The organism is Aliiroseovarius sediminilitoris, from assembly GCF_900109955.1.
GTDB lineage: Bacteria > Pseudomonadota > Alphaproteobacteria > Rhodobacterales > Rhodobacteraceae > Aliiroseovarius > Aliiroseovarius sediminilitoris.
Genome location: NZ_FOJB01000001.1, coordinates 2,654,967 through 2,678,885 on the forward strand (window position 1 = coordinate 2,654,967; position 23,919 = coordinate 2,678,885).

23 protein-coding genes are annotated in these 23,919 nt (G+C 57.8%); 10 read left to right on the forward strand and 13 right to left on the reverse strand.

The genetic code is table 11. The annotated features are described in order from the left end of the window. Positions 1 to 49: 49 nt before the first annotated feature. Entirely contained in the window at positions 50 to 1,231 is a 1,182-nt protein-coding gene (gene nhaA / locus BMY55_RS13095) for a Na+/H+ antiporter NhaA (RefSeq protein WP_322787732.1), read from the forward strand. On the opposite strand, the gene BMY55_RS13100 is transcribed toward nhaA, so the two are convergent. From BMY55_RS13100 to BMY55_RS13120, 5 genes are all read right to left on the reverse strand, one after another. Further along, the gene (locus tag BMY55_RS13100) at positions 1,228 to 1,701 is read right to left on the reverse strand and encodes a GNAT family N-acetyltransferase (RefSeq protein ID WP_091431248.1); all 474 of its coding nucleotides are present in this window, start codon (positions 1,699 to 1,701) and stop codon (positions 1,228 to 1,230) included. The two genes, nhaA and BMY55_RS13100, sit on opposite strands and share 4 nt — an antisense overlap. Next, on the reverse strand, positions 1,698 to 2,315 hold the full coding sequence (locus tag BMY55_RS13105; protein ID WP_091431250.1) for a VOC family protein: 618 nt from the start codon (positions 2,313 to 2,315) through the stop codon (positions 1,698 to 1,700). The genes BMY55_RS13100 and BMY55_RS13105 overlap by 4 nt, the downstream gene beginning before the upstream one ends. Positions 2,316 to 2,381: 66 nt before the next feature. Then, positions 2,382 to 4,508: a methylmalonyl-CoA mutase gene (gene scpA / locus BMY55_RS13110; protein ID WP_091431252.1), complete on the reverse strand. Its 2,127-nt coding sequence runs from the start codon at positions 4,506 to 4,508 to the stop codon at positions 2,382 to 2,384. A gap of 69 nt (positions 4,509 to 4,577) precedes the next feature. Beyond that, complete coding sequence (locus BMY55_RS13115; protein ID WP_091431254.1) at positions 4,578 to 6,128, reverse strand: hypothetical protein; 1,551 nt, start codon at positions 6,126 to 6,128, stop codon at positions 4,578 to 4,580. After that, positions 6,125 to 8,170, reverse strand: a complete 2,046-nt coding sequence (locus BMY55_RS13120) for an acetyl-CoA carboxylase biotin carboxylase subunit (RefSeq protein WP_091432574.1) — start codon at positions 8,168 to 8,170, stop codon at positions 6,125 to 6,127. Before BMY55_RS13120 ends, BMY55_RS13115 begins: the two co-directional genes overlap by 4 nt. Before the next feature lie 107 nt (positions 8,171 to 8,277). Here BMY55_RS13120 and BMY55_RS16950 point away from each other — a divergent pair, with 107 nt between their 5' ends. Beyond that, positions 8,278 to 8,493: a hypothetical protein gene (locus tag BMY55_RS16950; RefSeq protein WP_177179349.1), complete on the forward strand. Its 216-nt coding sequence runs from the start codon at positions 8,278 to 8,280 to the stop codon at positions 8,491 to 8,493. Between the two features lie 340 nt (positions 8,494 to 8,833). Here the strand turns inward: BMY55_RS16950 and BMY55_RS13130 are convergent, their stop codons facing one another. Genes BMY55_RS13130 through BMY55_RS13140 form a run of 3 tightly spaced genes read right to left on the reverse strand, consistent with a single transcriptional unit; the run spans position 8,834 to position 11,195 of the window. Next, complete coding sequence (locus BMY55_RS13130) at positions 8,834 to 9,181, reverse strand: hypothetical protein (RefSeq protein WP_091431257.1); 348 nt, start codon at positions 9,179 to 9,181, stop codon at positions 8,834 to 8,836. 14 nt (positions 9,182 to 9,195) lie between these two features. Beyond that, the gene (locus BMY55_RS13135) at positions 9,196 to 9,693 is read right to left on the reverse strand and encodes a DUF6497 family protein (protein WP_143064340.1); all 498 of its coding nucleotides are present in this window, start codon (positions 9,691 to 9,693) and stop codon (positions 9,196 to 9,198) included. Further along, positions 9,663 to 11,195, reverse strand: a complete 1,533-nt coding sequence (locus BMY55_RS13140) for an acyl-CoA carboxylase subunit beta (RefSeq protein WP_091431260.1) — start codon at positions 11,193 to 11,195, stop codon at positions 9,663 to 9,665. The genes BMY55_RS13135 and BMY55_RS13140 overlap by 31 nt, the downstream gene beginning before the upstream one ends. A 169-nt stretch (positions 11,196 to 11,364) precedes the next feature. On the opposite strand from BMY55_RS13140, the gene BMY55_RS13145 reads away from it, so the two are divergent. The 3 genes from BMY55_RS13145 (at position 11,365) to BMY55_RS13155 (ending at position 14,876) form a co-directional block, all read left to right on the forward strand. Next, a complete protein-coding gene (locus BMY55_RS13145; protein WP_091431261.1) occupies positions 11,365 to 12,579 on the forward strand; it encodes a multidrug effflux MFS transporter in 1,215 nt (404 codons plus the stop codon). Positions 12,580 to 12,651: 72 nt separating this feature from the next. Continuing rightward, positions 12,652 to 14,055 (forward strand): helix-turn-helix domain-containing protein, encoded by a 1,404-nt coding sequence (locus BMY55_RS13150; RefSeq protein ID WP_091431262.1) that lies wholly within the window; start codon positions 12,652 to 12,654, stop codon positions 14,053 to 14,055. A gap of 101 nt (positions 14,056 to 14,156) precedes the next feature. Then, positions 14,157 to 14,876, forward strand: coding sequence for an alpha/beta hydrolase (locus BMY55_RS13155; RefSeq protein ID WP_143064341.1), 720 nt, complete (start codon positions 14,157 to 14,159; stop codon positions 14,874 to 14,876). A gap of 56 nt (positions 14,877 to 14,932) precedes the next feature. Here BMY55_RS13155 and BMY55_RS13160 read toward each other — a convergent pair whose 3' ends face one another. From BMY55_RS13160 to betI, 4 genes are all read right to left on the reverse strand, one after another. Further along, positions 14,933 to 15,172 (reverse strand): YdcH family protein, encoded by a 240-nt coding sequence (locus BMY55_RS13160; protein ID WP_091432577.1) that lies wholly within the window; start codon positions 15,170 to 15,172, stop codon positions 14,933 to 14,935. 87 nt (positions 15,173 to 15,259) lie between these two features. Further along, positions 15,260 to 16,915 carry a choline dehydrogenase gene (betA, locus tag BMY55_RS13165; protein WP_091431266.1) on the reverse strand — a complete coding sequence of 552 codons (1,656 nt, stop codon included), beginning with the start codon at positions 16,913 to 16,915 and terminating at the stop codon, positions 15,260 to 15,262. A gap of 25 nt (positions 16,916 to 16,940) precedes the next feature. Then, complete coding sequence (gene betC, locus BMY55_RS13170) at positions 16,941 to 18,449, reverse strand: choline-sulfatase (RefSeq protein ID WP_091431267.1); 1,509 nt, start codon at positions 18,447 to 18,449, stop codon at positions 16,941 to 16,943. Beyond that, entirely contained in the window at positions 18,446 to 19,027 is a 582-nt protein-coding gene (gene betI, locus BMY55_RS13175; protein WP_091432579.1) for a choline-binding transcriptional repressor BetI, read from the reverse strand. The genes betC and betI overlap by 4 nt, the downstream gene beginning before the upstream one ends. A 193-nt stretch (positions 19,028 to 19,220) precedes the next feature. Between betI and BMY55_RS13180 the strand changes: the two genes are divergently transcribed. From BMY55_RS13180 to choV, 3 genes are all read left to right on the forward strand, one after another. Beyond that, a complete protein-coding gene (locus BMY55_RS13180) occupies positions 19,221 to 20,153 on the forward strand; it encodes a choline ABC transporter substrate-binding protein (protein ID WP_091431269.1) in 933 nt (310 codons plus the stop codon). Positions 20,154 to 20,228: 75 nt separating this feature from the next. Continuing rightward, positions 20,229 to 21,059, forward strand: coding sequence for a choline ABC transporter permease subunit (choW, locus tag BMY55_RS13185; RefSeq protein WP_091431270.1), 831 nt, complete (start codon positions 20,229 to 20,231; stop codon positions 21,057 to 21,059). Position 21,060: 1 nt separating this feature from the next. Then, the gene (gene choV, locus BMY55_RS13190) at positions 21,061 to 22,119 is read left to right on the forward strand and encodes a choline ABC transporter ATP-binding protein (RefSeq protein ID WP_091431272.1); all 1,059 of its coding nucleotides are present in this window, start codon (positions 21,061 to 21,063) and stop codon (positions 22,117 to 22,119) included. Between the two features lie 42 nt (positions 22,120 to 22,161). On the opposite strand, the gene BMY55_RS13195 is transcribed toward choV, so the two are convergent. Then, positions 22,162 to 22,638 carry a hypothetical protein gene (locus BMY55_RS13195; RefSeq protein WP_143064342.1) on the reverse strand — a complete coding sequence of 159 codons (477 nt, stop codon included), beginning with the start codon at positions 22,636 to 22,638 and terminating at the stop codon, positions 22,162 to 22,164. Positions 22,639 to 22,847: 209 nt separating this feature from the next. On the opposite strand from BMY55_RS13195, the gene BMY55_RS13200 reads away from it, so the two are divergent. Both BMY55_RS13200 and BMY55_RS13205 read left to right on the forward strand, forming a co-directional pair. Next, positions 22,848 to 23,216, forward strand: a complete 369-nt coding sequence (locus BMY55_RS13200; RefSeq protein ID WP_091432582.1) for a VOC family protein — start codon at positions 22,848 to 22,850, stop codon at positions 23,214 to 23,216. Between the two features lie 3 nt (positions 23,217 to 23,219). After that, positions 23,220 to 23,918, forward strand: coding sequence for a helix-turn-helix transcriptional regulator (locus BMY55_RS13205; protein ID WP_091431276.1), 699 nt, complete (start codon positions 23,220 to 23,222; stop codon positions 23,916 to 23,918). The last annotated feature ends 1 nt before the right edge of the window (position 23,919 follow it).

A 23,919-nucleotide genomic window follows, 5' to 3' on the forward strand; every position in this document is an offset into this window, starting at 1 on the left:
TGTCACCAAATATGACCAAAATTGTAGGGATACGTGAATGCTCCTAAGGATGTTTGACCGCTTCTTTCGCCATGACGCATCGGGGGGCGTGCTGCTGATGCTGTCAGCAATTGCTGCGATGATTGCCGCCAACTCGCCCATCGCGGGGCAGGTCAACGACATCTTGGGGGCGAAATTCTCTATCCTGATCAATGATCAAGGCCTGTCCAAGCCGCTTATCCTGTGGATCAACGATGGTCTGATGGCGGTATTTTTCCTGTTGATCGGTCTTGAGCTGAAGCACGAGATACTGGAAGGCAAACTGCGCAATCCCCGAGATGTCATTTTGCCGGGTATGGCGGCTGTGGGCGGGATGGCCGTGCCCGCCGTCATCTATGCGGCGATCAACTGGTCAAACCCAGAAACGCTTGGCGGGTGGGCCATTCCAGCGGCGACTGATATCGCGTTTGCGTTGGGCATACTTGCGCTTATCGGGGCGCGTGCGCCTGCGGCGCTGAAAGTCTTTCTTCTGACGCTCGCTATTTTGGACGACCTGGGCGCGATCATCGTCATTGCATTGTTCTATACTGCCGAGTTGAAGGTCGAATACCTCATTTATGCGCTGGCGCCACTTGCTCTGATGTGGTGGTTGAACATGCGTCAAATCCACCGAATCGCGCCGATCCTGATTCTGGGCGTTGTCCTGTGGGTTCTGGTTCTGAAATCAGGTGTTCACGCAACACTTGCAGGCGTGGCCACCGCTTTCTTCATACCGATCAAGGATCGCTGGGGTAAATCCCCCCTGCATAGCCTGGAGCACGCATTGGCACCCTATGTTCTGTTCATGATCGTGCCAATTTTCGCCTTCGCCAATGCGGGCGTATCCCTGAAAGGCATGTCGCTAGAGGCGCTGTTCGCCCCGGTGCCGTTTGGCATCGTCGCCGGGCTTGTCGTTGGCAAACAGATAGGCGTGCTGGGCTTGACCTTCTTGACCGTTAAATTCGGGTTGGCGCGTCTGCCGCATGGTGTGGGGTGGATACATATCTATGGCGTGTCTGCGCTGGCTGGTATCGGGTTCACCATGTCACTGTTTATTGGCAGCCTCAGCTTTGCTGACCAGACCCTTATGAACGATGTCAGGCTCGGTGTTCTTGTCGCCTCGGCGCTGTCTGCGGCGATAGGGGCAACCGTGTTGCTGATGGCCGGCAACCCAGTCCGAGAGGCCGAAAAAGCAACGGCTGAACCAGCCTAGAGCTTCTTTTGCATCAGGACGAGGTCGTGCCACTGGTCAAACTTGCGTCCTGCTTCGTTGACGCGGCCGACGGTTTCAAAGCCGATGGCCGCGTGAAACGGTTTGCCATCAGGGTTTGAGGCCGAAACGCCGGCGATCATGGAATGAACACCCAAGTCACGCGCGGCAGTTTCCAGCGCGGCCATCAAAGCGCGGCCAGATCCCTGCCCTCGTGCGTTTGGTGATATCATGATGGAATGCTCTTTGGTATGGGCATAGCCCGCGCCCGCGCGGAAGGGAAACAGCGCCGCAAAACCAATCACCTGCCCGTCATGCTCGGCAACCAAAAACGCATCGTAGTCGCGAATGGCATCCGCCACATCGTCTGGTGACTTTTCAACAGTGTTAAAGGTGATCAGTGTCTCACGGATTGCGAGGTTCCACAGGTCAAGAATGGCTGGAATATCCGCCTGGGTCGCGGCGCGTATCATGGCAGTTTGACCAACCCATTCGCGGTGTCCAACCAAGCCGTCAAGCCCGGCGTGCCCGTGTGGACAGAAATTCGGCCATCTGCAATCAGCGGAGCAAGTGCGACAGACAGCGCCTCGGCCTCGGGGTGGGTGATTTCCAGCGCAGCAAGGCGCAGACCGTGGTCGGGCAGATTTGGTGCAGGCTGCCGTCCCTTCCAGCTTAGCAGCCCCGGCGCACAACCCGAAAACGGCAACCGCCCATCCTGCGGGATCGCCATGTCCCAAGCATAATCGCCCCGTTCCAGCGCAATGGCGTCCCCCATCCCATCGGGCGCCCTGTGCAGCGCTTCGTGCAGATCCGGCACCCGAAGCGCCCAGTTGGTCAGACGTGCCGGTCCGGTGAAATAGTCCAGGTCAAACCAACGCGCGCGCGATGGCGCAGGTGCGTCTGGATTGATCGCGATAACTTCCAGATAGGCGGATGGACCCAACGACAACAACGCATTGTGGGTGCCCATGAGCGGGTGTTCTCCTCCCCCCGCCATGGGCACCCCCAGCAGGTCCTCGATGCACGCAACGCCTTCTGTCAGCGTTGCGGAGGACACCACAAGGTGATCAATCTCTCCCAGAGCCAAACTTCTCTCCTTCTGGTCTGGGGTGACGCTGGCGGGAAAAGCCGCCTGCTGCAAGTGTCTTATCGGTCAGTCGCGCGTCTTACGCACCAGTTTCAGGATGTCCTGCGCGGCTTCGGGAATATTCGTGCCCGGTCCGAAGATCGCCTGCACGCCATTTTTGTAAAGAAAATCATAGTCCTGCTGAGGAATGACACCGCCGCAGATTACGATGATATCTTCGGCACCCTGTTCTTTCAGTGCGTTCACCAATTGCGGGGCCAAGGTCTTATGACCCGCAGCCTGGGAACTGATGCCCACAATGTGCACATCATTGTCGATGGCATCCTGTGCCGCTTCTTCCGGGGTCTGGAACAGCGGGCCAACGTCCACGTCAAAACCGATATCGGCAAACGCGGTGGCGATCACTTTCGCGCCCCTATCATGCCCGTCTTGGCCCATCTTCACCACCAGCATGCGCGGGCGCCTGCCTTCGGCTTCGGCGAAATCTTCGACCGATTTCTGGATCGCGGCGAAGCCCTCGTCGCCTTCGTAGGCCGCACCGTAAACACCGGCCAGCGTCTTCACTTCGGCGCGATGACGACCGAATTCTTTTTCCATAGCCATGCTGATTTCTCCGACTGTTGCACGGGCCCGTGCGGCTTCGACGGCCGCTTCAAGCAGATTGCCACCCTCTTTTGCACGGCGGGTCAGTTCGGCCAATGCAACCTCGCAGGCCGCGCTGTCCCGCGTCGCGCGGATCTTTTCAAGGCGTGCAACCTGGCTTTCGCGCACGGCCACGTTGTCCACGTCCAGAATGTCGATCGGGTCTTCTTTTTCTAACCGGTGTTTGTTGACACCGACGATGGTTTCTTCGCCACGGTCGATCATCGCCTGGCGCTTGGCCGCAGATTCCTCGATCCGCAGTTTGGGCATGCCGCTGGCGACAGCCTTGGTCATGCCCCCCATCTCTTCGACCTCTTCCATCAAGGCCCAGGCCTTGTTGATCAACTCGTCGGTCAGCGCCTCGACATAGTAAGATCCGGCCAAAGGATCGACGACATTGGTGATACCGGTTTCTTCCTGCAAGATGATCTGCGTATTTCGTGCGATCCGAGCGGAAAAATCGGTGGGCAGCGCGATAGCTTCGTCCAGCGCGTTTGTGTGCAGCGACTGCGTGCCGCCAAGGGCTGCCGACATCGCCTCATACGCCGTGCGGATCACGTTGTTATAGGGGTCTTGTTCCTGCAAGCTGACACCCGAGGTCTGGCAGTGCGTGCGCAGCATTTTCGAGCGTTCGGATTTGGCGTTGAAGTCAGTCATCACGCGGTGCCACAGGGTGCGGGCGGCGCGCAGTTTGGCGGCTTCCATGAAGAAGTTCATGCCGATGGCGAAGAAGAAGCTCAGACGCCCCGCGAACTTGTCCACGTCCATGCCGGCCTCGATCGCCGCGCGCACGTATTCGCGACCATCGGCCAGCGTATACGCCAACTCCTGCACCAGGTTCGCGCCCGCTTCCTGCATGTGATAGCCGGATATCGAGATCGAGTTGAATTTTGGCATCTCGTTCGATGTGTATTCGATGATGTCCGATATGATCCGCATCGACGGTTCCGGCGGATAGATATAGGTGTTGCGCACCATGAATTCTTTCAAAATGTCGTTTTGAATGGTGCCAGACAGCAGCGCCTTGTCGTGCCCCTGCTCTTCCCCCGCCACAATGAAATTGGCGAGGATCGGGATCACCGCGCCGTTCATCGTCATCGAGACCGAGACCGAGTCCAGCGGAATGCCGTCAAACAGGATCTTCATATCCTCGACACTGTCAATCGCAACACCGGCCTTGCCCACATCGCCCACCACGCGCGGGTGGTCGCTGTCATATCCCCGATGCGTGGCCAGATCGAAGGCGACCGAGACACCCTGCTGACCTGCCGCAAGGTTGCGGCGATAGAAGGCGTTCGATTCCTCAGCGGTTGAAAAGCCGGCATATTGCCGGATCGTCCAGGGACGGCCCGCATACATGGTCGCTTTCACGCCGCGGGTGAACGGACCGAAACCCGGCAGAGTGCCCATATGGCCCAACCCTTGCGTGTCCTCGGCGGTGTAAAGCGGCTTGACCTCGATGCCTTCCAACGTGTTCCACGTCAGGTCATCCAGCGCGCGACCGCGAAGTTCTTTCTCGGCCAGTTCCTTCCACTTGGCTGTATCGCTCATCACGTCATCCTTTTCGTCATATCTGGTCGCCGCACATCTGCGGGCTTACTGCTTTTGTTGAACCGCCCGTCATGGCACATCCTCGACCCGCAGTTCAGCGGCGCCGACGACGCGCGGGGCGAAGTCTGCAATCTGTTTTCGCAACTCGGGTGCAGCGGCAGGGGTGGTGGCATAGAAGCTGACGATCTGCCCCCCAAGGAAGGCGCGCGCGCCGGTATAAACGAGCGTTCCCACCTTGACCCAATCGTCCCCGATCCCGTCGTCAATCCAGTGGTCATAAATGATTGCAAGCTCGACGCCCGCGTCTTTTACGATCTCGTCCGCCCAACCGTCATACGGGTTGTCCAGCCGGGTGGATAGCGCGCGGTATGAAGCCAGTCCCCATAAATCCAGCACGTAATTCGGGTTGTTCCAAGCGACATATCCCAAATCGTTCACTGCAACGGGCTTTTGATATACTTCTTTCACGAAAGTGCTCATGTTGCGTTGCTGAGAATAGATGCCCAACGCGCCGTATTTGCCATTCTGGACCAGCCACACCCCATAAGAAAGCGCCAGGTAAGCGAAGCCGACGATCAACAGCGCGCGCGCTGATTTCATGTTTTCTGCCTGGAACAAGCCCAGCATGACCATGCCGAACACGAAGCTCAGCGCATAAAGCTCGTACCGGTTGAACCAGCCGAACTGCCCCAGCAATAAATGCCCCGTTCCTGCGAAAACCGCTCCTGCCAAAATCGCGCGCGCCTTGCGATCTACGCGCGGAATGGCCACCGTGGCGATCACCACCGCGAACAACATCACGATGGCCTTGTCTGACAACAGCAACTGGGTTGCCAGTTTCATCGGCAGATCAAGCAGGCTGAAGCGGCTGTCTTGTCCACCACCCGCCAATTTTGCCATGACCGAATTCGGTAAAGGTTCAAGGCCAAGCGAGGTCAGGAAGGCCATAAAACCGGCAACCAATGCCAATGCGACGGCAAATAGCGACAGACCGGTCTTCCACCGTCCCATCATCACCAACGCAAGGGCCGCACCGCCTGTTATGGCCAGACCCTCAAACCGAACAAGCGGACCCAACACCATACCTGCAACCAGAAGCCAATGCAGTCGGTCATCGTCAAGTTGTTGCTGCAAGCCTCGCAGCACGGCCAAGCCAGCCAGCACATGCAAGGTATGTTCCATGCCCACCTGCGCAATGCCTGCAAGGTTGAACGCCAGCGGGCCGAGGATAGCCAGCGCAAGTGCCACGCGCCAATCCTGCACTGCGTTCTGAACGATCCGCCCCCACAGAACCGCGCATGCGATCAACGCAACGACATTCCAGACCAACGGAACATAGGCGTGTATGGCGGTTCCGACGAACGGCACAAGCAAGAATGGATAAATCGGCGAAGACGCAGCCGACGTATATTCACCGGGGTTTACCCCATATCCGCCAGCCGCGATCTGTTCTGCCACAGCCAGATGGATATAGACGTCATCCAGCGGATATTCGAACGCTCCAACCAGGTCGTAAGCCGTAGCCTGCACCAGCAAGAAAACCGCCACGCTGACGCCGACCGCTACCGCGGGTTCAATGCGCCTTTCGCGTGTCATCGTGGCGGCCATACTCATCTTCATTCGAACTCCATGATCACTTCGTCAACCGCCAGACTGTCGCCTGCCGTGGCGTTGATCTTGGTCACGACACCTTTCTTCTCGGCGCGCAGGATGTTCTCCATCTTCATGGCCTCAATGGTGCAAAGCGCTTGGCCTTCTTGAATTTCCTGCCCAACTTCCACACCAACCTTCACCATTAATCCCGGCATCGGGCACAGCAGCATTTTCGAGGTATCTGGCGGCAGTTTCTCGGGCATAAGACGGGCCAGTTCGGCCTGGCGCGGGGTGCGCACATGGACCTTCAAATCAGCCCCACGCGACCGCATGCGGAACCCTGCGGTGATCTTGTCCACTTTCAGAACAAGCGGATCGCCACCAACCTCGAGAACGGCCAGACTGTCGCCAGGTGTCCAGTCCGACTTCACCCGCAACTTTGATCCATCCGCAAACTTGACGGTTGACCCTTTCTTGTCCGCCTTTATCTTGACGGCGAACTCAGTGCCTTGCAGCGTCACGACCCAGTGTTTGCCCACTTTTCGCTCGTGATTGTCCATGCGGCCTGTAATGCGGGTGCGTCGTATCTCGGCAACCCGGTGCATTGCGGCAGCGGAAGCGGCGATACGCTTCAGCACGTCCTGCGCCAGTTCGACACCTTCAAACCCATCGGGGTATTGTTCCTCGATGAAGGCTGTCGTCATATCGCCCTTGATGAAGATCGGGTGATCCATCACAGCTGACAGGAACGGCAGGTTATGTCCAATACCTTCAACCTCGAAACTGTCCAGTGCAACACGCATCGCTTCGATCGCTTCATCCCGCGTGGGGGCCCATGTGCAGAGTTTGGCAATCATCGGGTCGTAATACATCGAGATTTCGCCACCCTCGTACACACCGGTATCATTGCGAACCGCGATGTCTCCGCTTGGCGCGTCGCCCTGCCACTTGTCATTTGCCAACAGCGGACCGGCTGCGGTTTCTTCGGGCGGGCGGTAGCGGGTCAACCGACCTATTGACGGCAGGAACCCCCGGTAAGGGTCTTCGGCATAAAGGCGGTTCTCGATCGCCCAGCCCGTCAGGGTGACATCCTTCTGACTGATCGACAATTTCTCACCCGCCGCTACGCGTATCATCTGCTCCACAAGGTCGACCCCTGTAATCAGCTCGGTCACGGGATGTTCCACCTGCAAACGGGTGTTCATCTCAAGGAAATAGAAGTTCTTGTCGCCATCGACGATGAATTCCACGGTGCCGGCGGACGCATAGTCCACGGCCTGCGCCAAGGCGACCGCTTGCTCGCCCATCGCTTTGCGGGTTTTTTCGTCAAGGAACGGCGAAGGCGCTTCTTCAACAACCTTCTGGTTGCGGCGCTGGATCGAGCATTCTCGCTCGCCCAGATACACACCATTGCCATGGCTGTCGCAAAGAACCTGGATTTCGATGTGTCGCGGTTGAGTTACGAATTTTTCGATGAAGATGCGATCATCCCCGAACGAACTGGCAGCTTCGTTCTTTGACGACTGGAAGCCTTCGCGGGCCTCGTCATCATTCCAGGCAATCCGCATGCCCTTGCCGCCGCCACCAGCAGAGGCCTTGATCATCACTGGATAGCCAATTTCGTTCGAGATTTTCACGGCTTCGTCCGCGTCTTCGATAAGCCCCATGTAACCGGGCACTGTCGACACATCCGCTTCCTGCGCGATTTTCTTGGACGTGATCTTGTCGCCCATGGCTTCGATTGCACCAACGGGCGGCCCGATAAAGGCGACACCAGCCGCGGCCAGCGCTTCGGCGAATTTCGAGTTCTCAGAGAGGAACCCATAGCCCGGATGCACGGCTTCGGCACCCGTGTCCTTGATGGCCTTCATCACTTTGTCGATGACGATATAAGATTGGTTGGCAGGTGGGGGGCCGATATGAACCGCCTCGTCCGCCATTTTTACATGAAGCGCGTTCTTGTCAGCGTCCGAATAGATGGCAACCGTCTGGATACCCATCTTTCGGGCGGTCTTGATCACGCGGCAGGCGATCTCGCCCCGGTTTGCAATCAGGATCTTCTTGAACATGTCCTGTCCCTTCCGTTCATGTATGGGCACGACGGGCTGAACCATCGCGCAAAGTGGCATAGAAAAGCCCACCGGAAATGGTCCCGGCGGGCTGAAAAACATATGAAATGCCGCGTGACGCGGCGTTGGTGTCAGTTACAAATGCGCATGCCGACATCGTCGCACAGCGCACCCGCGCCCGCGCCGATGACCGCGCCTGTAAGAAGGTTGCCGCTGGCCGCTTTCGCAACCACCGCACCTGTGGCCGCGCCGACACCGGCGCGCTGAAGATCGTTCCACTGGCATCCTGCCAGCACGACAAGGGCTGCGGCCCCCACGAATAGTTTGCTGATCTGCATCTTCGACTGCCTCTGGTTGTATTATTTATTACACCCAGTTTGCCTTGATTTGCAGAATTTCGAAAGCACAATTTTCTCCCATGCCCGGCGGAACCCGCGCAATCGGCAAAAAAGAGGCCCGGTTCAGTTGCTTTCGCAAAGAACCGGGCTGAAGAAGGGGAAGGGTAATGGTTTCGACAAACCATAGCGGAAAACGGGGATATGCTTTCCGCTTGAGGAACAGATTGGCACGCTTTTCCCGTGTTACAAGAACGCCTTGCAGCCATCATCAGCTTTTGGGCTGGAATCTGCCGGTTCGAAGAGTGGGCGGGCGGGTTCATGCCGATCAATCCTCAAAAATGTCCGGAAATGCGGCAGTTGCACGGTTCACGTCGATCACCAGAAGGGCTTCATAGCTTTCCGGGTCAAACGGATCTTCGGCCGCTATGACTTCGCGCCCGAACAACCATGACAAGCGTCCGGCATCCAGATTTCCACGCTCAAACGGTTGATCTCCAAAATAATCCCACAGCGCGCCCATGAAGCCGGCATCGGCACGGCGGTCTGCGGGGCGGCGATCGGCAAAGCGTTCACGCGCGATAAGGGGGGTCGCGCCGGATTTGTTGGGTCGGCGAATGGTGAACTGAAAGTCCGACCCCGGAAGTCGCCCCGGAAACCCCTTGTGTTTGGTCATGTAGGGTAAGGCCATCAGAACCCCTCCCAAACACACATGCCGCCTTCGGGGCGGTAGGCTTCAAAAAACTGGGTCGCATCTTGATCTGCCACGCCATGTTCAACGACGCGATCAGACAGAACGATGATGATTTGGGCGGGCAGTGCGGCACCGGCATTCACCATTTGAGGCAAAACATAATCCTGGCATAGCGCGGCCATATCTTCTTCTGCCTGCAAGAACTCTACTTCCCCATTTTTTCGGGCGATGCGCGGAGCGAGAAAACGAACCCGGACCGCAGTGCCACCGGCACTTTCTTCGCCTTCAATCACATCCAGAAACGTGATCTCTTGTCCTGAAGGCACATTGATCCTCGTGCCAGGTTCAAACAGTGCACCAGCGGATCCCGCCGCAACCGGTGCAGACAAAGATAGGGCGGCGACACATGCCACCACTCTGCCAAGGCCCAATCGGCCGCGATTTCGCGTGAAATGCGCCATGCTTAAAGCGGGATATTGTCGTGTTTTTTCCACGGGTTCTGTAGCTTCTTGTTGCGTAAGGAGGCAAAGGCCCGGCAGATGCGCATCCGAGACGAGCGCGGCTGGATCACTTCGTCAATGAAGCCACGCTCGGCTGCGACGAAGGGATTGGCGAACCGCTCTTCGTAATCCTGCGTGCGTTTGATGATTTTATCCGCATCACCCAGTTCGGAACGATAGAGGATTTCGGTGGCACCCTTGGCACCCATCACAGCGATTTCGGCGGTGGGCCAGGCATAGTTGAAGTCGCCGCGCAGATGCTTTGACGCCATCACGTCATACGCCCCGCCATAGGCCTTGCGGGTGATCAGCGTGACTTTCGGCACCGTCGCCTCGCCATAAGCAAACAGCAGTTTTGCGCCGTGTTTGATCACGCCTCCGAATTCCTGACTGGTGCCCGGCAGGAAGCCCGGCACGTCCACCAGCGTCAGGATCGGAATTTCAAACGCATCACAAAAGCGCACGAAGCGGGCTGCCTTGCGTGAGCTGTCAATGTCCAGACACCCGGCCAACACCATCGGTTGGTTGGCGACCACGCCGACAGTCTGACCTTCCAGCCGCACGAACCCGGTGATGATGTTCCTGGCGAAGTCTTCCTGAATCTCATAGAAATCGCCTTCGTCGGCAAGTTTCGCGATCAGTTCTTTCATATCATAAGGCGCGTTGGCGTTGTCGGGCACGAGTGTATCAAGGCTTTCATCAACCCGTGCGGGATCATCGAAAAACGGACGCGTGGGCGCCTTGTCACGATTGTTCAGGGGCAGGAAGTCAACGAGGCGGCGAATTTCGGACAGTGCCTCGACATCATTTTCAAACGCGCCGTCCGCGACCGAAGATTTCTTGGTATGTGTCGATGCGCCGCCAAGCTCTTCGGCTGTCACCACTTCATTGGTCACGGTTTTTACAACATCTGGACCGGTCACGAACATGTAGGAACTGTCTTTCACCATGAAGATGAAATCTGTCATGGCTGGCGAATAGACAGCACCACCCGCGCATGGCCCCATAATCACCGAGATTTGCGGCACGACGCCCGAGGCCATAATGTTGCGCTGGAACACTTCGGCATAACCGGCCAGAGACGCCACACCTTCCTGAATGCGCGCACCGCCAGAATCGTTGATACCAATGACAGGCGCGCCGTTCTGCATCGCCATATCCATGATTTTACAGATCTTTTCTGCGTGTGTTTCCGACAGCGATCCGCCAAAGACCGTAAAGTCCTGACTGAAGACGTAAACCAGACGCCCGTTGATGGTGCCCCACCCGGTAATAACCCCATCACCTGCGGGCTTGTCTGCCTCCATACCGAATTCGGTGCAGCGGTGGGCCTTGAACATGTCGAATTCTTCAAACGAGTCTTCGTCCAACAGAAGCTCGACCCGCTCACGCGCGGTCAGCTTTCCTTTTTTGTGTTGATTGTCGATCCGACGCTGACCGCCCCCAAGTCGGGCGGTTTGGCGGCGATCTTCCAGCTCCTGAAGGATATCTTTCATCTGGCGGCACTCCTTGATTTCGAGGCAAAGTAACGCTTAACCGCCCATCCTGAAAGAGAAATTGGGCGAATTTGCAAATTTATTGCAATGTAGATATTGCAAATTGAATAACTGCAAATTATGCGATCTCAGGATGGACAGTCTGCATGACCGCGCCTAGCCATGACAGATGCCGTCAAAAACCGCATCCCGTTTTTTGGATCCCACCACACCGCCACATGTCTTTACGCTGACATTCGTGGCCGCAGCGGCAACCTTGTCGATGAATGTCTTTCTGCCGTCGCTGCCCGGCATGGCACGGTATTTCGACACCGATTATCGCATCGTGCAATTGTCGGTCGCGCTTTATCTGTGCGTCAACGCGCTGATGCAGGTCGTGGTCGGACCGCTGTCTGACCGGTTTGGTCGCCGCCCGGTGATCATGGCGGGGTTTGCGATCTATATCCTTGCGACACTTGGCTGCATTTATGCGCCCTCTGTTCAGGTCTTTCTGGGCTTTCGAATGCTACAGGCATCTGTCGTTGTCGGTGTCGTCCTGTCACGCGCCGCGATCCGTGACATGGTGCCCGGCGATCAGGCGGCCTCAATGATCGGCTATGTTACCATGGGGATGTCGATCATTCCGATGATCGGACCGTCGATTGGCGGCGTTCTGGATCAGGCGTTCGGATGGAAAGCCAACTTCTGGCTACAAGCTGGCGCGGGTGTTGCAGCAATCCTTCTGACATGGCGCGATCTGGGCGAAACGATCACGCCGCAAGTGGGTGGGTTCCGCGCCCAGTTCCGCGCCTATCCGTCCCTGCTGACGTCACCGCGATTCTGGGGTTACTGCGCGTCGGCAGCGCTGACGTCGGGCGCGTTTTTCGCCTATCTTGGCGGCGCGCCATTTGTCGGCAGCGAGATTTACGGCATGAGCCCGGCGCGTCTTGGGTTGTTCTTCGGTGCACCTGCTGCCGGCTATCTCGTCGGAAACTATATCTCTGGGCGCCATTCAATGCGGATCGGTTTGACCAATATGGTGTTCTGGGGGGCCATTATCACGGCCGCAGGCCTAACCCTTTCGCTTATACTTTTCCTGCTTGGCTTCGGATCCGAGTATGTCTTTTTCGGCTTCATGACATGGGTCGGCGTCGGCAATGGTATGACCCTACCCAACGCGACATCGGGCATGATGAGCGTGCGGCCGGATCTCGCGGGCAGCGCTTCGGGTCTTGGTGGGGCGTTGAACATCGGTGGCGGTGCAGCCTTGTCAGCCTTGGCCGGATGGCTGTTGGCCCCCGGATCAACCGCTATGCCGCTTCTGCTTCTTATGCTCTCATCCTCGGCTTTGGCGGTGGGTGCCATCCTGCTGGTGAAACAACGCGAAAAGCGGTTGAACCTTTGACGCGATGCCTTTGCAAATGGTATGAGGTTTCAGTAGCAAACTCTGCAAACCCCTCAAAGGAATGCCCTGCGCATGGCCACTCAGAAGCTCTATGCTGGTGTGAAACTTCGTGAAATCCGCTCCCGACTTGGATTGACGCAAAAAAACTTTGCCGAAAAGCTTGGTGTCAGCCTGCCTTATTTGAACCAGATGGAGAACAACAACAGACCGGTATCGACCGGAGTGGTGTTGGCACTGGCGCAGGAATTTGGCTTCGACGTGGCCGAGTTGTCCACAGGTGACGCCGAACGGCTGGTCAGTGACATGCGCGAAGCTTTCGCGGACCCGGTGTTTTCAGACGTGCCGCCGCTGGCGGATCTCAGACTTGCGGCGTCCAACGCGCCCGCGCTTGCCCATGCCTTGCTGGAACTGCACCGCGCCTATCGCATGGGCCACGAACGACTGGCATCACTCGATGAAAACCTTGGTAACGTGGATCATCAGTCAAAGGCGAGCCCATGGGACGAAGTCCGCGACTTCTTTCACTATTGCGATAATTACATTGACGCTGTGGATCGCGCGGCGGAACATTTCGCTACCACCGGAAAAGCCCGCGGGTTGGACTCTGCCGAAATGGCGGAGTCCGTGTTGAAGGATCGAGGGATCCGGCTTCAACGGGTCGATCAGGATGCGATGCGCAGCTATGACCCCGAAAACCGGGTTCTGCGCCTGTCCAAGCGCCCGCCCCGCGCCACGCAGGAGTTCCAGTTGTTGATGCAAATCGCCTTGCTGACACAAGATGCGCTGCTGGAAGCCACGCTGGATTTTGCCCGTTTCCAGACCGAAGAAGCCCGTGCCATTGCGAAACTCGGACTTGCCAACTACTTCGCCGGAGCCGCTCGTCTGCCATATGAGCAGTTTCTTGCCGCAGCACACGAGACGCGACACGACCTTGAACGGCTGGCAGATCGCTTTGGCGCGTCGATCGAACAAGTGGCCCACCGTCTCTCTACCCTTCAGCGCCCCGGCGCAAAGGGAGTTCCCTTCTTCTTCGTCCGGGTCGATCAGGCTGGCACCATCACCAAGCGACACTCGGCCACGCGCCTTCAGTTCGCCCGTTTCGGCGGCGCCTGCCCTTTGTGGAACGTCCACCAAGCCTTTGAAACACCAGGACGTTTTTTGCGTCAGCTCGCGCAGACACCCGATGGGGTCAGATATTTCTGCCTGTCGCGGAACGTTTCGAAATCGGGGGGCAGTTTTGACGCCCCGGTGCGACGCTATGCAATCGGGCTGGGCTGCGAAGTGAAACATGCGGGCGCCTTGGTTTATGCTGACGATCTGGATGTCACGAATGACGCGGCGTTCGAGCCCATTGGCGTCTCCTGCCGCATCTGTGAACGCCAGTATTGCCACCAGCGATCCGTTCCTCCCCTTGAACGCAAGCTGCAAGTCGATCCATATTCACGTGGCACACTTCCATACGAGATCAAACGATGAATAATTTCCTGTTAACGGTTCTTCTGGCAGTGTTCACCCTTGTCTCACTGCCCGGCACCCCGGCAACCGCACAATCCGCGCAAACGCTGCTGGAACGCCGGGTGTTTTATCAGTTCGATCCAGCACGTGCGGACCCCAAATCGGTCGATAAAAGATTGGTCGAAAAACGCTTCCAGGGGCTGGTCTTGTGGGTCGGCCAACCCCAACCCGGCAAACCGACTGTGTTCTACCTGCCAGGATCGGGTGGGAATCTGCACGTACGACGCTGGAAGTTCCCGTGGTTTCTTGACAGAGGTTACGGAGTTGTCGCGATGGCCTACCCCGGCATGAATGGCAGCAAGGGCCTTCCAAGCCGCCAGCTCATACAGCAACGCGCCAATCAACTATACGACGCATTGCCAACGCTGGTCGGCAACAGCCCCACAATCATTTGGGGCGAGAGCCTTGGCACGGGCGTCGGGCTGGAAATAGCTACCAGCGCGGTCGGGCGTAAACGACCGCCGCTCGGTATTGTCCTGCAAGCACCTTACACTTCACTTGTCGATCTGGTCGCCTACAAGAATCCCGCGATGCTTCCCCTGTTCAGCGCAAGGTCCGATCTGTGGCCGTCAAAACGCACGATCAAACAGACCGATGCACCTTTGCTCATCTTGCACGGCGGCAGCGACAAAACGATTCCAGTCTCGATGGGCCGAACGCTTTTCAAACTGTCGCCCAGCCCAAACAAAGTGTTTATCACCTATCCAAATGCAGGTCACACATCTATTTGGAACAAAGATGCGGTTGCAAAGATGCATAAGTGGATCGAAGCTCTCTACTGAGCCAACCGCATCGGAAACCAGAGGCGACGACCCGGATCGCGACCGAACAACCTGACCTAAGCCGCCGTCAGTATCCGGTAAATCTGGTCTTTCAAGACCGCGCGTTTCTTGCGCATTTCCTCTTCGTTGAACTGATCTGTAGGTTCCACATTGGTTTCCGCGCGGTGCACCGCACGATTCAACTCGTGATATTCATCTGCCAGTTTGGCGAAATGGGCGTCCGACTGCTTCATCTCGGTCATTCGATCGACCAGTTCCGGGAACTCTTCGTGCAGTTCATGGGGGGTGTGAGACATTCGCGACTTCTCCTTTTTCTCTTGGTCCGTCGCAAGATTGCGCGCGTTGACCACCCGCCGCATTGACCGGGATCAAACCAGTGGTTGTTACCGTTGCGAATTTTGCCAGTCCGGATGTATCCAGGGTGCGTCGTTTGACGCAGGAAGTCGGCGCGCCAGAATATGGTCCGCTGCCTTTTCCCCTACCATGATTGAAGGTGCATTCAGGTTTCCGTTGGTGATACGCGGGAAGACCGAACTGTCGGCGACACGCAATCCATCCACCCCTATCACCCGCAATTCGGGATCGACCACCGCACCTGGATCGTCGGCCCGCCCGATCCGGCATGTGCCGCAGGGATGATAGGCGCTTTCCGCATGTTCACGGATAAAGCCGTCTATCTCGTCGTCGGTTTGCAGAGCGTTGCCGGGTTGGATTTCATGCTTCACATGATCCTTGAATGCGTCCTGGGCAAAGATTTCACGAGTCAGGCGAACACAGGTGCGGAAGTCTTCCCAATCCTGGTCTGTGGACATGTAGTTGAAGAAGATGCGCGGGGCTTCGTTCGGGTCCGCCGATTTCAGCGTGATTTCCCCACGTGACGGTGATCGCATGGGGCCGGTATGGGCTTGAAAGCCGTGCCCTTCGGCAGCCGCGGTGCCGTCATAGCGCACAGCCATGGGCAAGAAATGATACTGGATATCAGGATATTCGACACCGGCGCGCGACCGGATGAACGCGGCACTTTCAAACTGGTTTGACGCGCCCAGCCCCGTTTTCGTGAACAGCCATTGCGCGCCCAGAATGCCTTTCCAGACCAGGTTCCAATAGCGATAGAGCGTGATCGGTTTCTGCGCCGCGTATTGCACATAGACTTCAAGATGGTCTTGCAGGTTCTGACCGACGCCCGCGCGATCGGCGACCACTTCAATCCCGTGTTCGGCCAGTTGCGCCGCCGGGCCGACACCAGACAGCATCAGAAGTTTGGGAGAGTTGATCGAGCTTGCGGCGATGATCACCTCGGCTTCAGCGTGGATGATTTCGATCTTGCCGCCACGATCAACCTCGACCCCGATGGCGCGGCCATCCTTGATCACGACCTTTCGGACGAAGGCCCGGATCAGCTCGCAATTGTACCGTTTCAGTGCGGGGCGAAGATAGGCGTTCGCCGCCGACCAGCGCCGTCCGCGCCAGACGGTTTGTTCCATCGGGCCAAAGCCTTCCTGCTGCTGCCCGTTGTAGTCGCCCGTCACCGGATACCCGGCCTGCTTCCCGGCTTCGACAAAGGCATGGAACAGCGGATTGGCGCGGGGGCCACGGGTGACGTGCAGCGGCCCGTCTTTACCGCGCCAGCCTGCATCCCCGCCATGGCCCCCGTCATGCCAGTGCTCCATCCGTTTGAAATACGGCAACACATCCGCATAGGACCAGCCATCCGCACCTATCGCCGCCCAATGGTCGAAATCCTTGGCATGCCCCCGCACATAGACCATGCCGTTGATCGAACTGGATCCGCCGATCACCTTGCCGCGTGGCGTCACCAAGGTGCGGCCACCCAAATGCGGCTCGGGTTCGGTTTTGAACCCCCAGTCATACAGGCCCATATTCATCGGATAGCTCAGCGCGGCGGGCATCTGGATGAATGGCCCCGCATCTGATCCGCCGTGCTCAATAACAAGAACCCGCTTGCCCGCCTCGGCCAGTCGATAGGCCATCGCACAGCCCGCACTGCCTGCACCCACGATGATGTATTCTGCTTGCATATTCGTTCCGCCGATTATGGGTCGCTTATTCCCCACGCGGGAACCGCTGACCTTCTTCCAGAGTGTCCAGATTCATGTGATTGCGCATGTAGCGTTCGGACGCTTTTTGCAGTGGTTGGTAATCCCATGGGAAATAGGCGCCGTTGCGCAGGGCTTCATACACCACCCAGCGCCGGGCCTGGCTTTCGCGCACCTCGGCGTCATAGGCCGCGAGATCCCAACGCGCTTCTGACTTCGCACGCAGACTGTTCAGCGTGCCCAGATGCGCCGGGTCATCTGCCAGATTGGTCAATTCATGCGGATCGGCCTCGATGTTGAAAAGCTGATCAGGGTCCAGCGCACAACGGGTGTATTTCCATGGTCCATATCGCAAAGAGACAAGTGGCGCATAAGAGGCTTCCGCCGCGTATTCCATTGCAACAGGGCTTTCGCGCACCTCTCCTTTGGCCAAGGGAACAAGTGTCTCGCCATCGACCCAGGGTTTCACGTCATCCAGCGAAATGCCCGCCAGATCGGCCAGCGTCGGGGTTACATCCAGCGTCGATACGGCCGCCTCGATCCGTCCCGGCTTCAATCCGGGGGCGGTGATCATGAGGGGAACCCGCGCAGAGCCTTCATAGAAGTTCATCTTGAACCACAACCCGCGCTCGCCCAGCATGTCGCCATGGTCTGACACGAACAGGATGATGGCTTCTTGCCTTGTGCGCTCCATCACGTCCAGCATCTCGCCCACCTTGTCGTCCAGATACGAGATATTGGCGAAATAGGCGCGGCGCGAGCGGCGGATATCGTCATCGGTGATGTCAAAACTTCGCCAATCATTGGCGTCAAATATCCGCTGCGCATGGGGGTCGTGCTTTTCGTAATCCATCGCCGGCACCTCGGGTAAAAGATGCTCGCAATCCTCATAGAGATCCCAGTATTTGCGACGCGCCACATACGGATCGTGCGGATGGGTAAAGCTGACGGTCAGGCACCATGGGCGCGCATCATGCCCACGCGCCAGATCATAGAGTTTGGCGCAGGCGTTATAGGCAACCTCGTCGTCATACTCCATTTGGTTTGAAATCTCGGCGACCCCGGAGCCTGTCACAGACCCCATATTGTGATACCACCAGTCAATTCGTTCGCCGGGTTTTCGATAGTCCGGCGTCCACCCGAAATCGGCGGGGTATATGTCGGTGGTCAGACGTTCCTCGAACCCGTGCATCTGATCGGGGCCAACAAAGTGCATCTTGCCCGAGAGCGCGGTTTGATAGCCGGCGCGGCGCAAATGGTGCGCATAAGTTGGAATGTCCGACGCGAACTCGGCTGCGTTGTCATAAACCCTGGTGCGGCGAGGTAGCAGGCCCGACATGAAACTGGCGCGACCCGGCGCGCAAAGCGGACTGGCGGTATAGGCGTTCTGAAACCGAACCGACTGCGCCGCGAGTTTCTTCAAGTGCGGAGCGTGCAGCCAATCCGCCGGGCCATCCGGAAACAGCGTGCCGTTCAGTTGGTCCACCATAATAATCAGGATGTTCGGTTTGGTCATGCGTAAGTCTCCAGTATGACATCAAGACAGGCCAGAACCCGGTCGCAGGCGCGGACGCCGCTTGGCGTGTCTTCACGCAGGGCGTGGCGGATATAGAGACCGTCAATCATCGACGCGAGGGTGTCAGCCACGTCATGCGCGTCGTCGCCGACAAGTGGGCGCAGGCCATCGACAAGGTTTGAGTGCAGGCGATGTTGATACACACGCAACAGGCGTCGCGCACCATCATTGCTTTGGGACATGACATAGAAGTTCAACCAGGCCGAGATGACTTCCGGACGGAAGTTGCCAGCTTCGAAATTCGCCCGGATGATTGCCTCGACCCGATCGCGCGGCGAAATGGCGCCAAACAAGGCTGCCCGCACCTGCGCGCCATAGACCGACAGGATATGACGCATCGCGGCCAGAAAAATCTGGTCCTTCCCACCAAAATAGTGATGCGCCAAGGCGCTGGACACGCCCGCCCGCTTGGCAATCTGCGTCACGGTGACATCCAGACTGCCCGCGCGCCCGATCTCGTGAATCGTGGCTTGCACCAACGCACCGCGCCGGATCGGCTCCATTCCAAGCTTCGGCATGCCCCCTCCAATATTGGTATCTGGGCAGGTTTGCGTTTTTTTGATTGACTCGTCAATCAATAATAAGCAGCGTCTGTGACCAATGAAGCTGGTTTCACCCGTGCACCCACTGCGCTAGGGTTGGCACGAGTGGTTCGGGATGCCTGAACCGTCGGTCAATAAGAAACTACACAAATACACAGGGAGCGAATAAATGAACCTCAGAACAACTCTATCAGCCATTGCACTCTCCGCCGTGGCCACCGCCGCCGTTGCGCAAGAAGGCTGCAACGAAGTCGTGTTATCGGACGTCGGCTGGACCGACATCACCGCCACCACGGCAGCCACCACCGTCGTGTTGGACGCGCTGGGTTATGATACTGATATCAAGGTGTTGTCGGTGCCCGTCACCTACACGTCGATGGCCGAAGGCGACATTGACGTATTTCTTGGCAACTGGATGCCCACAATGGAAGCCGACATCGCGCCCTATCGCGAAGCTGGCACCGTGGACTCCGTGCGCATGAACCTTGATGGCGCGAAATACACTTTGGCCGTGAACAAGGCGGCCATGGATATGGGCATCAAGGATTTCGCCGATATCGCCGCCAACAGCGAGGCGCTGGAAGGCAAGATTTATGGTATCGAGCCGGGCAACGATGGCAACCGTCTGATCCAGTCGATGATCGACGACAATGCCTTTGGCCTTGAGGGCTTTGAAGTCGTCGAAAGCTCGGAACAAGGGATGCTGGCGCAAGTGGCACGTGCAGACAAAAAAGGCGATCCGATTGTATTCCTTGGCTGGGAACCGCATCCGATGAACGCCAATTTCGACATGGGCTATCTGACCGGTGGTGACGACTTTTTCGGACCCAATTTGGGTGGCGCACAGGTGATGACCAACACCCGCAAGGGCTATGTTGAAGAGTGCCCGAATGTCGGCAAGCTGTTGCAAAACCTGGAATTCACTCTGGCCATGGAAAACGAGATCATGGGCGCAATTCTGAATGACGGCGAAGATCCTGCGGATGCCGCCAGCGCGTGGCTGAAAGCCAATCCCGACGCCTTCATGGCATGGCTGGATGGCGTGACCACCGTCGATGGTGGCGACAGCGTTGCCGCCGTCAAAGGCGCATTGGGTCTGTGATCCGAACCTGAACCAAGGACGCGCCGGGGATTTCTCCGGCGCGTTTCTTTGATCTTTCTGTAAGTAAGGCAGAGCATGGACTGGCTGACCGAGACAAAGATACCCGTCGGGAAGACCGCCAAACGGCTGTTTGACTGGCTTCAGGACACGGGGGAGCCGTTTTTTGACTGGCTCAGCTGGCTGATGGAATTGCTGATCGACGCCATCCTGTGGGTGCTTCAAACCCCACATCCCCTTTTGGTGACGGCGGTTTTCGTAGCCATCACGTGGCTTCTGCAACGCAACTGGAAAACCTGCGCGCTGGTGTTCTTCGGGTTCCTGTTCATCCTGAACCAGGGCTATTGGGAGGAAACGACCGAAAGCCTGACACTGGTTCTGTCGGCCTGCGTGGTCTGCATGGCGGTCGGCACGCCCATCGGCATCGCGGCGGCCCATCGCCCACGGCTGTTTCGCGCCATGCGTCCGGTGTTGGACCTGATGCAAACGCTGCCAACCTTTGTTTACCTGATCCCGGCCATCGTGTTTTTCGGCATCGGCATGGTGCCCGGCCTGATCGCAACCGTAATCTTTGTGCTGCCCGCACCCATCCGTCTGACCCATCTGGGTGTCAGTTCCACACCCCCCGCCTTGCTGGAGGCCGCGCAGGCCTTTGGTGCCACGCCCCGGCAAATCTTGTGGAAAGTGGAGCTGCCCTATGCGCTGCCTCAGATCATGGCCGGTCTGAACCAGACCATCATGTTATCACTGTCCATGGTCGTTATCGCCGCCCTTGTTGGGGCCGACGGTCTGGGCGTGCCGGTCGTGCGGGCGTTGAACCAGGTGAACACCGCGCTCGGGTTTGAAAGCGGGTTCATCATTGTGGTTGTGGCGATCATGCTTGATCGCGTTTTGCGAGTGGAGCGTTAAGATGACCCAGATTTCGCCCCCCACAGACACTGCGGGAGTTGCCGTCAAATTCGACAACGTCTCGATCGTGTTCGGCCAATCGCCTGACAAAGCCCTGCCTCTGATGGACCAGGGTTTGAGCCGCTCTGAAATTCAGGAGGCCACAGGCCAGGTTCTGGGCGTTCACAATTGCTCGCTGACCGTGCAGGAAGGAGAAATTCTTGTGCTGATGGGGTTGTCCGGGTCAGGAAAATCAACCCTTCTGCGCGCGGTGAACGGGCTGAACCCCGTGGTGCGTGGTGCCGCACATGTGTGCGACGGCAACGTCTTGGTCGATGTGACCCATGCCGACAAGAACACGCTGCGTCGCATCCGTGCCCGCCGTGTCGCGATGGTGTTTCAGCAGTTTGGCCTGCTGCCATGGCGGACCGTGCGTCAGAATGTCGGGCTGGGGCTAGAGCTTGACGGCGTTTCCGCCGCCGACCGAAAAGACAGGGTGGACGCACAGTTGGAACTTGTGGGCCTGTCCGATTGGGCCGACCGCAAGGTTGGCGATTTGTCCGGCGGGATGCAGCAACGTGTTGGCCTGGCGCGCGCTTTTGTCACCGAGGCTCCAATCCTGTTGATGGACGAGCCGTTTTCGGCCCTTGACCCCCTGATCCGCACCCGGCTTCAGGACGAGTTGTTGGAATTGCAGCAAACCCTGAAACGTACGATCATCTTTGTCAGTCACGATCTGGACGAGGCGTTCAAACTGGGCGACCGGATTGCGATCATGGAAGGTGGGCGTATCGTGCAATGTGGCACGCCGCGCGATATCTTTACGCACCCCGCTGACGACTATGTGGCCGATTTCGTCGCCCACATGAACCCGCTGGGCGTTCTGACTGCCCGGGATGTCATGACCGACGAAACCTGCGCTGCCACCGTCAGCGTCGATGTACGGGACCGTGTGGGCAAGGTTATGACGGCTTTGGATGGTCAGGCGGAGTTGTCCGTCACCGAACGCGGCAAGCCGGTCGGTCGGATTACATCGGATGATGTGATGAAACGTCTGCTGGATCCGCGCGGCGACACCTGACACGGTTCGCCGCGCTTCAAGCCTGAACCATCCACGAAACGCCTAATTGCTGGCAATACAGTAACGCTTTTCTGGCTTTTTCCCGACCGCTTTTCGCGGGCAGGCCCCGGCAGGCAAGGCACCTGCGTTGATCTTGCCCGGATCTGGCACGGCCACAACCTCGTGCGCCCATCCAAACGGACGGGCCTGGAGCGACCATCCGGACAGCATCGGTGTCCCATCGGTGGACGAGACAGTCAGATGGCGATCTTCTTTTGGCATCCAAAGCCAAAAGCTGCGACCGCTCAGTTTCGAATGCACTTGCCCGACCTCCATCCAAACGCCAGCATCGGCTGGTTTCGAACAAACCTCTGCACGCGTTACCGCCCGTTCGGCACCATTTTCGCCGGCAATCGGCTCCCAGCCGATCACGCGATCGCAGAATGTAACATTGCCACTGGGAGATTGTGTTTTGGTGGTCTGACACCCCGCCAAAGTGATTGACGTCAGGATTACGGCAGTAAGAAATATTCGGCGCATGTCAGCCCTCTGATCAGACCTCCGAAGCCTATAGCACCTGCGTCTCTGGTCAAGCTCAGCGAACGACGATTAGGGCGGCCACGCAATTTCCAGCCCACCCCGTCAGATCAATCGAGGCGGAGATTGACCAAGGCCCAACCTCCTGACAGCACGTTGTCAGGAGGGGTGTGCGATACAGGCTTCACCAACAACATATGAAGGAGCATATCATGGACACCCAACCCATTGTCGTCTGGGCAGAAATCCCAGTCACGAACCTTGACAAGGCCGTCGCATTCTATTCCGAGGTTTTCCAGTGGAAGATGGCAATTGACGAGACCGGCCCCACCCCCATGGCCAATTTTTCCAGTGACATGACAGGCGTGGGCGGTCATCTTTATGCCGGAAAGCCTGCCACCAATGGAAATGGCCCCACCGTGCATATCGCGACACCTGACAAGCTGGAAACCTGTGCCAAACGGTGCGAAGCTGCTGGTGGAACCATGACTGGCCCTGTCATCGAAATACCGCCGGGCCGTTTCCAATATGCCACCGATCCTGACGGCAACTCGATTGGATTGTTCGAACCGAAAGGATAGGCCATGCGCCGTGCCGACCGCCTGTTTCAGATCATCCAACATCTTCGGGGCGGTCGGCTGACCACCGCGCGTGATCTGTCTGACACGCTGGAAGTCAGCGAGCGGACGATCTATCGCGACATCGCGGACCTGATCGGATCAGGCGTTCCGATCGAAGGCGAGGCCGGCGTCGGATATGTAATGCGGGCGGGGTATGACATCCCGCCCCTGATGTTCACCCGCGACGAGGTGATGGCAGTCATCGCAGGCACCCGCCTGATCGAACGGATGGGCGGCGCCTCCATGGCACGTGCGGCAACGGAAGCCTTGGTCAAGGTACGGTCCGTGTTGCCCGACAGTCTTGGTGCGCAGGCCGACCGGGTCGAAATCCACGCCGGTCCAAACCTGATGCCATCTGATCGCGACAGGCATTTCATTGATCAGATCGAAGCCGCCATCGACGGTCGTCTGCGCCTTGCCCTGACATATGCCGATGAAGAGGCGCGCAAGACCACGCGTGATATCCGCCCCCTGGCTTTGTGGCTATGGAAAAACGGATGGTGCGTTGTCAGCTGGTGCGAACTGCGCGAAGATTTCCGCATGTTCCGCATCGACCGGATCGAGGGGTTCTCAACCGGGGAACGGTTCCGGGAAGAGCGCGACAAAAGCTTGCCTGCGCTTTACGCGCAACTGGCTGAACAAGGCATTGACCCAAGGGGATAAG

Bases quoted from the DNA above. Each gene is read 5' to 3' on its own strand.
- betC (WP_091431267.1), bottom strand. From the start codon at position 18,449: ATGACCAAACCGAACATCCTGATTATTATGGTGGACCAACTGAACGGC.
- BMY55_RS13205 (WP_091431276.1), top strand. From the start codon at position 23,220: ATGCGCCGTGCCGACCGCCTGTTTCAGATCATCCAACATCTTCGGGGC.
- betA (WP_091431266.1), bottom strand. From the start codon at position 16,915: ATGCAAGCAGAATACATCATCGTGGGTGCAGGCAGTGCGGGCTGTGCG.
- scpA (WP_091431252.1), bottom strand. From the start codon at position 4,508: ATGAGCGATACAGCCAAGTGGAAGGAACTGGCCGAGAAAGAACTTCGC.
- choW (WP_091431270.1), top strand. From the start codon at position 20,229: ATGGACTGGCTGACCGAGACAAAGATACCCGTCGGGAAGACCGCCAAA.
- BMY55_RS13120 (WP_091432574.1), bottom strand. From the start codon at position 8,170: ATGTTCAAGAAGATCCTGATTGCAAACCGGGGCGAGATCGCCTGCCGC.
- BMY55_RS13100 (WP_091431248.1), bottom strand. From the start codon at position 1,701: ATGATACGCGCCGCGACCCAGGCGGATATTCCAGCCATTCTTGACCTG.
- BMY55_RS13180 (WP_091431269.1), top strand. From the start codon at position 19,221: ATGAACCTCAGAACAACTCTATCAGCCATTGCACTCTCCGCCGTGGCC.
- BMY55_RS16950 (WP_177179349.1), top strand. From the start codon at position 8,278: ATGCCGCGTGACGCGGCGTTGGTGTCAGTTACAAATGCGCATGCCGAC.
- BMY55_RS13145 (WP_091431261.1), top strand. From the start codon at position 11,365: ATGCCGTCAAAAACCGCATCCCGTTTTTTGGATCCCACCACACCGCCA.
- BMY55_RS13195 (WP_143064342.1), bottom strand. From the start codon at position 22,638: ATGCGCCGAATATTTCTTACTGCCGTAATCCTGACGTCAATCACTTTG.
- BMY55_RS13200 (WP_091432582.1), top strand. From the start codon at position 22,848: ATGGACACCCAACCCATTGTCGTCTGGGCAGAAATCCCAGTCACGAAC.
- BMY55_RS13130 (WP_091431257.1), bottom strand. From the start codon at position 9,181: ATGACCAAACACAAGGGGTTTCCGGGGCGACTTCCGGGGTCGGACTTT.
- betI (WP_091432579.1), bottom strand. From the start codon at position 19,027: ATGCCGAAGCTTGGAATGGAGCCGATCCGGCGCGGTGCGTTGGTGCAA.
- choV (WP_091431272.1), top strand. From the start codon at position 21,061: ATGACCCAGATTTCGCCCCCCACAGACACTGCGGGAGTTGCCGTCAAA.
- BMY55_RS13140 (WP_091431260.1), bottom strand. From the start codon at position 11,195: ATGAAAGATATCCTTCAGGAGCTGGAAGATCGCCGCCAAACCGCCCGA.
- BMY55_RS13115 (WP_091431254.1), bottom strand. From the start codon at position 6,128: ATGAAGATGAGTATGGCCGCCACGATGACACGCGAAAGGCGCATTGAA.
- nhaA (WP_322787732.1), top strand. From the start codon at position 50: ATGTTTGACCGCTTCTTTCGCCATGACGCATCGGGGGGCGTGCTGCTG.
- BMY55_RS13150 (WP_091431262.1), top strand. From the start codon at position 12,652: ATGGCCACTCAGAAGCTCTATGCTGGTGTGAAACTTCGTGAAATCCGC.
- BMY55_RS13160 (WP_091432577.1), bottom strand. From the start codon at position 15,172: ATGTCTCACACCCCCCATGAACTGCACGAAGAGTTCCCGGAACTGGTC.